7 protein-coding genes and 1 pseudogene are annotated in these 6,635 nt (G+C 66.2%); all 8 read left to right on the forward strand.

Features of this window, described 5'->3' with window-relative positions:
- The first annotated feature begins 203 nt into the window (after window positions 1–203).
- Complete coding sequence (locus GJ693_RS12555; RefSeq protein ID WP_156256634.1) at window positions 204–500, forward strand: DUF2497 domain-containing protein; 297 nt, start codon at window positions 204–206, stop codon at window positions 498–500.
- 14 nt (window positions 501–514) lie between these two features.
- The gene (locus GJ693_RS12560) at window positions 515–853 is read left to right on the forward strand and encodes a DMT family protein (protein WP_197042175.1); all 339 of its coding nucleotides are present in this window, start codon (window positions 515–517) and stop codon (window positions 851–853) included.
- Window positions 854–899: 46 nt separating this feature from the next.
- Window positions 900–3,548, forward strand: coding sequence for a valine--tRNA ligase (locus GJ693_RS12565; RefSeq protein WP_156256635.1), 2,649 nt, complete (start codon window positions 900–902; stop codon window positions 3,546–3,548).
- 67 nt (window positions 3,549–3,615) lie between these two features.
- Window positions 3,616–5,061 carry a serine hydrolase domain-containing protein gene (locus GJ693_RS12570; RefSeq protein ID WP_156256636.1) on the forward strand — a complete coding sequence of 482 codons (1,446 nt, stop codon included), beginning with the start codon at window positions 3,616–3,618 and terminating at the stop codon, window positions 5,059–5,061.
- Window positions 5,062–5,105: 44 nt separating this feature from the next.
- The gene (gene ccmC, locus GJ693_RS12575; RefSeq protein WP_156256637.1) at window positions 5,106–5,834 is read left to right on the forward strand and encodes a heme ABC transporter permease CcmC; all 729 of its coding nucleotides are present in this window, start codon (window positions 5,106–5,108) and stop codon (window positions 5,832–5,834) included.
- Window positions 5,831–5,986 carry a heme exporter protein CcmD gene (gene ccmD, locus GJ693_RS12580; RefSeq protein ID WP_156256638.1) on the forward strand — a complete coding sequence of 52 codons (156 nt, stop codon included), beginning with the start codon at window positions 5,831–5,833 and terminating at the stop codon, window positions 5,984–5,986. The genes ccmC and ccmD overlap by 4 nt, the downstream gene beginning before the upstream one ends.
- Window positions 5,983–6,417, forward strand: a complete 435-nt coding sequence (ccmE, locus tag GJ693_RS12585; RefSeq protein WP_156256639.1) for a cytochrome c maturation protein CcmE — start codon at window positions 5,983–5,985, stop codon at window positions 6,415–6,417. Before ccmD ends, ccmE begins: the two co-directional genes overlap by 4 nt.
- A pseudogene (locus GJ693_RS12590) lies at window positions 6,417–6,635 on the forward strand (biotin transporter BioY); the annotation flags it as partial. The gene ccmE and the pseudogene GJ693_RS12590, both read left to right, overlap by 1 nt.

The following is a 6,635-nucleotide window of genomic DNA, read 5'->3' on the forward strand; positions in this document are numbered from 1 at the left end:
TGGCCGCATCGCCGCCGTGCTGCGCCAGGCCGGCGTTGGCCGCGGCTATGCCGGGGCGCTCACCGCCGATGGCCGGCCCGCCGGCCTGCCCTTCATCGAGATGGCGGCGCCCGATCTGCCGGGCTTTGCCAGCGCACGTGAATTCGCGTTTTGACGTGCGCCGGGGAGTAGAAGTTTCCTTAAGACTGTCGTAACTGTTTGGCATGAGCGAGCCGCCGCCTGCCCTTGATGCCATCCTGGCCTCCATCCGCGCCCGGGTGATGGAACCCGAAAGCCTTGAGGATGATGCCCCACCGCCTGCGGCCCCGGCGCCCGCCGCTGCCCCGACCGTTCCGCTTTCGGATGTGGTGATCCCGCCAACCAGTGCCGGCATGACGCTGGATGAACTGATGCGATCGATGCTGGCGCCGCAGATTCAGGCCTGGCTCAACGCCAACATGCCCGAGATTGTCGAGAAGCTGGCGCGCGAGGAAATCCGGCGCCTTACCGGCAAGCTGTGAACCTGCCATTTGCGATGCCTCCGGCGCTGGTGACGGCGCTGATGCTCACCCTTTCCAACATCTTCATGACCTTTGCCTGGTATGGCCATCTGAAGCACAAGGCGGCGCCGCTGGCTGCTGTCGTGATGATCAGCTGGGGTATCGCCTTCTTCGAATATTGGCTGGCTGTGCCGGCCAATCGTATCGGCTCGGCCGCGCTCACCGCGCCGCAGCTGAAGGGGATGCAGGAGATCATCTCCATCCTGGTGTTTGCGGTCTTCTCCTATTTCTGGCTCGGCCAGCCTGTCACGCCGCGCCAGGCGCTGGGCTTTGCGCTGATCATCGCCGCTGCCTTCCTGATCGTCGAGAAGTAGCAACGGGCTTTCCCCGCTGCCGGCCAGCGGCTATGGCCGCTGCACCATGATCGACAAGATTTTCGACCCCGAAGCCTTTGAACAGCGCTGGTACCGGCACTGGGAGACGAGCGGCGCCTTCCGTCCGGCCCGCCCCGATGCCAAACCCTTCACCATCGTCATCCCGCCGCCGAACGTGACGGGGTCCCTGCACATCGGCCACGCGCTCGACAACACGCTGCAGGATCTGCTGATCCGCTGGCACCGGCTGAATGGCCGCGATTCGCGCTGGGTGGTGGGCACCGATCATGCCGGCATCGCCACGCAGATGGTGGTGGAACGCCAGCTCGCTGAAACCCAGCAGCCCGGCCGCACCACCATGGGCCGCGACGCGTTCGAGGCCAAGGTGTGGGAATGGAAGGCCGAATCCGGCGGCACCATCACCCGCCAGCTGCGCCGGCTGGGCGCCAGTTGCGACTGGTCGAACGAGCGCTTCACCATGGACGATGGCTTCAACCAAGCCGTGCTCAAGGTGTTCGTGGAGCTCTACCGCCAAGGCCTGCTCTATCGCGACAAGCGCCTGGTGAACTGGGACCCGAAGCTGAAAACCGCGATTTCCGATCTGGAAGTGGAATATCGCGAGGTGAACGGCCATCTCTGGCATTTCCGCTATCCGCTCGAGGATGGCAGCGGCTTCATCGCCATTGCCACCACCCGCCCGGAAACCATCCTTGGCGACGGGGCGGTGGCGGTGCACCCGGATGATCCGCGCTATGCCGCTCTGGTCGGCAAGCGCTGCCGGCTGCCCGTGGTGGATCGGCTGATCCCGATCATCGCCGATCCGATGGTGGAAGCCGATTTCGGCTCCGGCGCGGTGAAGATCACGGCTGCGCATGATTTCAACGATTTCGCCGTGTATCAGCGCCACCCTGACGCGCAGATTCCGCTCATCAACCTGATGAACCCGGATGCGACCATGGCCGATACCTGCCCGCCCGCCTATCGCGGCCTTTCCCGCGAAGCCGCGCGGGACAAGGTGGTGGCGGATTTCGAGGCGCTCGGCCTGCTCGACAAGATCGAGCCGCACCGCCACCAGGTGCCCTATGGCGACCGCAGCGGCGTGGTGATCGAGCCTTATCTGACCGACCAATGGTATGTGAACGCTGCCGAACTGGCCAAGGACGCGCTGGCCGCCGTGCACGATGGCCGCACGCAGTTTGTGCCGAAGACCTGGGAAAAGACCTATTTCAACTGGATGGAGAATATCCAGCCGTGGTGCGTGAGCCGCCAACTGTGGTGGGGCCATCGCATTCCGGCCTGGTATGGGCCCGATGGCCAGGTGTTCGTGGCGGAAACCGAAGCTGAAGCCCAGGCCCAGGCCGGCACCGGCGTGCCGCTGACCCGCGACGAGGATGTGCTCGACACCTGGTTCTCCTCCGCCCTCTGGCCGTTCGGCACGCTCGGCTGGCCGGAGCAGACGCCGGATCTTGCCCGCCATTATCCCGGCGATGTGCTGGTGACCGGTTTCGACATCATCTTCTTCTGGGTGGCCCGCATGATGATGCAGGGGCTGCATTTCATGGGCCCGGAGCGGAGCGACCCCAAGGATCGCGTGCCGTTCCGCACGGTGTATTGCCATGGCCTGGTGCGCGACGCCAAGGGCCAGAAGATGAGCAAATCCAAGGGGAACACCGTCGATCCCCTGCTCCTCATCGACAAATATGGCGCCGACGCGCTGCGCTTCACGCTGACCGCGATGGAGACGCAGGGGCGCGACATCAAACTGAATGAAAGCCGCATCGAAGGCTATCGCAACTTCGCCACCAAGCTGTGGAACGCGGCGCGCTTTGCCCAGGGCAACGGCATCGCGGGCAGCCCATCCGCCCTGCCGCCCGCCGCCAGCCAGCCGGTCAACCGCTGGATCATTGGCGAGGTGAAGCAGACGGCCATGGCACTGGAACAGGCCATCGCCGATTTCCGCTTCGATGCCTATGCCGACGCCATCTACCGCCTGGTGTGGAGCCGTTTCTGTGACTGGTATCTGGAACTGATCAAGCCGCTGCTCAGCGAGGGCGCCGATGCTGCGGTGGCCGCCGAAACCCGCGCCGTCGCCGGCTGGGCGCTCGACCAGATCCTCGTCATGCTGCACCCGGTGATGCCGTTCCTCACCGAGGAATTGTGGCACCAGCTCGCCATCCGCGATGACCTGATTCTCGCCGAATGGGTGAAGACCGACGCCCTCCCGGAAGACGCCGCGGCGAGCACCGACATCGACTGGCTGATCGGCCTGATCTCCGAAGTCCGCTCGGCGCGCACCGAGGTGAACGTGCCGCCGTCGGCCAAGCTCGCCTATGCCGTGGACGGCGCGTCGCCCGAAACGCTGGCGCGGCTGGCCGCCAACGCCGCCGTGATCGAACGCCTGGCGCGCATCCTGCCCGGTGACGCCGGCAGCGGTGGCCGGCTGGCCGTGGTGCATGGCGAGGCGACCTTCCTGATCCCGCTGGGCGACGTGATCGACCTTGCCGCCGAAAAGGCCCGGCTCGACAAGGCGCTGGCCGCCGCGATCAAGGAACGCGACGCGCTGGCCGGCCGGCTGGGCAATCCCGGCTTCACGGAGAAGGCCAAGCCGGAAGCCGTGGACAAGGCCCGCGAGGACCATGCCGCCCGCGCCGCAGAGGCCGAGCGGCTGCAGGCGGCGCTGTCGCGGCTGGGCTGAGACGTCCCCCCTTGGCGGCGGCGCGCAGCCTGTTAGGCTCCGCCGCAGACCATAGGGGGAAATCCACATGCTTTACCGCACCATCGCGCTGGCCCTGCTGCTCGCCGCGCCAACGCTGGCCCAGCCCACCCCGCCGGCCATGATCACGCCGCTGGCCCTGCCCGACAATCCCGACGTCAAGGCCGCCGAGCGGCTCTTCAGTGCCTGGCTGGAAGGCCAGATGGCCTATCGTGGCCTGCCCGGCGTGGCCGTCGGTGTCGTGTACGATCAGCAACTGGTGTGGACGAAGGGCTTCGGCTTTGCTGACATCGCATCAAAAAAGCCGATGACCGCCGACACGCGATTCCGCATCGCCTCCAATTCCAAGCTGTTCGCCGCCATCGCCATCCTGCAGCTGCGCGAACAGGGGAAATTGCGCCTCGATGATCCGGTGGTGAAATATCTGCCCTGGTTCACGCCCAAGCCGGCCGGGCCGGATGATGGCCCGATCACCATCGAGCAACTTCTCTCCCACTCCTCGGGCCTGCAGCGCGAGGCCGGCGATCACTGGTCCAGCTTCAACTTCCCGACCGAAGCCGAGCTGATCAGGCTGATGCCCGATCGCCAGTCGCCCTTCCCGCCGCAGACGCGCTGGAAATATTCCAACCTCGCCTTTGCCGTGGCTGGCCTGCTGGTCGAGAAGGTGACTGGCCAGCGTTGGGCGGATTATGTGCAGGCCAACATCATCACGCCGCTGGGCATGACCGGCACCAGCATCGACAAGCCCGATCCCGGCCTCACCACCCCCTATGCCAGCCGCAAACCCGACGGCACAAGGCGGATCCTGCCGTTTGTTGACGCCCACGGCATGGCTGCGGCGACCGGGCTCTCCAGCAACGTCAACGATCTGGCCAAGTTCATCTCCGCCCAATTCCGCACCAGCGGGCCCAACGTGCTGAAGCCCGGTTCGTGGCGCGAGGCGCTGCGGGTGCGCTCGGTGGACGAGACCTGGGAAAGCGGTTCGGGCCTTGGCTTTGACGTCGCCCGCGTGAAGGGCCGGACATACGTGGGCCACGGCGGCGGCTACCCCGGCAACACAACGATGACGCGCGTGCAGCTGGACGACAAGGTGGGCGTGGTGGTGCTGACCAACACCAATGACAGCAACCCCGGCGACATCGCCAACCAGCTGATTGCGACGGTCGGTGACGCGGTGGCCAAGGCCGCCAAGCCCAAGCCGACGCCGCTGTGGGACGATGCCTGGGCGCGCTTTGTCGGGCTTTATCGCAGCAACTATGACGATGGCATCACCCAGGTCGTGCTGCTCAACAAGCAATTGGTGCTGTTGCCGGCCGGGGCTGGCCCGGCGGAAACCAAGGTGGTGCTGGAACCGCTGGGCGGCGGCCGCTTCAAGCTGATGGCCCCCACCGGCGGCGGCCCGGTTGGCGAGGTCGTGCGCTTCGAGGAGAAGGACGGCAAGGTGACCCGCATGATCCTGGGTGACGGCTATAACGAACGTGTCGACGCCTACTGACGCGCCCCCTTCCCCCGCGCGCGCCATCTGACTAGAAGGCGCTCGTGCACCGTTACGCAAACCCCGCGCGATTCCTCAGGATCGCCCGGGTGGCGACCCCCATCGTCACCCTGCTTGGCCTCGCGCTCACTGCCGCCGGGCTGTGGATCGGCCTGTTTGCCAGCCCGCCGGATTATCAGCAGGGCGAAAGCGTGCGCATCATGTATGTCCATGTGCCCGCGGCCTGGCTCGGCTCGGGCGGCTATCTCAGCCTTGCCATCGCATCAGCCGCGGCGCTGATCTGGCGGCATCCGCTGGCCACCATCGCGGCGCGGGCCATCGCGCCGGCGGGCGCGGCCTTCACCGCGATCTGCCTCGTCTCCGGCAGCCTGTGGGGCAAGCCGACCTGGGGCACCTATTGGGTTTGGGATGCGCGGCTCACCTCCATGCTGGTGCTGCTGTTCCTCTATCTCGGCTATCTGGCCTTGAGCGCAAGCGAGGCGGAAAAGGGCGGCGAACAGCGCGGCGCCGCCATCCTGGCGCTGGTGGGTGTCATCAACCTGCCGATCATCAAATATTCGGTGGAATGGTGGAACACGCTGCACCAGGGCAGCAGCATCTCGGTGGTCAACGCCACGTCGAAGATCGCGCCGGAATTGCTCACCCCGCTGCTGCTCTCGGTCGCCGGCTTCTCCTTCCTGTTTTCGGCCATCGTGCTGATGCGGATGCGGGCGATGCTGGCGCAGCAGCGTGTGGACGCGCGCAGCCGGCGCATGGCGGAGGCATTGGCATGACCGATGGCGTCGTTGCGCGGCCCGATCTGTGGGCCAATTTCATCTGGCCGGCTTATGCCATCACGCTGATCGGCCTTGTTGGTTTGCTGCTGTGGGCGTTTGTTTCGATGCGGTCGGCGGAAAAGAAGGCTGATGAGGTGAAGCGCAAATGAAAGCCAAGCATCAACGCCTCTGGCTGGTCGTCGGCGCGCTGGTCGCCTTGGGTGGCGCCGGCGCGCTGGCCTTCTCGACACTGGGCGAGAAGGCGACCTATTTTTATGCCCCGTCCGATCTCGCCAAGGGGCCGGCGCCGACGGACCATATCAGGCTGGGCGGCATGGTGGAAAAGGGCAGCCTGCAACGCAACGGCGCCACCATCCATTTCGTGGTGACCGACATGGCCAAGACCGTGCCCGTCACCTACACCGGCATCCTGCCCGACCTGTTCCGCGAGGGCCAGGGCGTGATCGCCGAAGGCCGCATCGATCCGGCCACCGGCAGCTTCACCGCCGACACCATCCTGGCCAAGCATGACGAGAAATATATGCCGCCGGAAGTCGCCGGCGCGATGAAGAAGACCGGCGCGGTTTCCAGCGGCGGCTGATGGCGCGCACCGTGCCGCCGCTGTGGGGCGGCCTTTCAACCACCGCTGCCCTGTGCCTGTGTGCGCCGCTGTCGCTGGAACTGGGGCCAGAGTCCTTTGGTGTTCCGATCACCCTGCAATCGCTGATCGTCCGCCTGGCCGGCGCACTGGCCGGCGGCGGCGGCGTGTTCGGCGTGCTGGCCTGGCTGGCGCTGGCGGCGCTCGGCCTGCCGGTGCTG

The sequence above is a fragment of the Sandarakinorhabdus oryzae genome, assembly GCF_009733735.1.
GTDB lineage: Bacteria > Pseudomonadota > Alphaproteobacteria > Sphingomonadales > Sphingomonadaceae > Sandarakinorhabdus > Sandarakinorhabdus oryzae.

Excerpts from the sequence above, each read along its gene's own strand:
- GJ693_RS12560 (WP_197042175.1), top strand. The coding sequence starts at position 515 with ATGCCTCCGGCGCTGGTGACGGCGCTGATGCTCACCCTTTCCAACATC.
- ccmD (WP_156256638.1), top strand. The coding sequence starts at position 5,831 with ATGACCGATGGCGTCGTTGCGCGGCCCGATCTGTGGGCCAATTTCATC.
- GJ693_RS12555 (WP_156256634.1), top strand. The coding sequence starts at position 204 with ATGAGCGAGCCGCCGCCTGCCCTTGATGCCATCCTGGCCTCCATCCGC.
- GJ693_RS12565 (WP_156256635.1), top strand. The coding sequence starts at position 900 with ATGATCGACAAGATTTTCGACCCCGAAGCCTTTGAACAGCGCTGGTAC.
- GJ693_RS12570 (WP_156256636.1), top strand. The coding sequence starts at position 3,616 with ATGCTTTACCGCACCATCGCGCTGGCCCTGCTGCTCGCCGCGCCAACG.
- ccmE (WP_156256639.1), top strand. The coding sequence starts at position 5,983 with ATGAAAGCCAAGCATCAACGCCTCTGGCTGGTCGTCGGCGCGCTGGTC.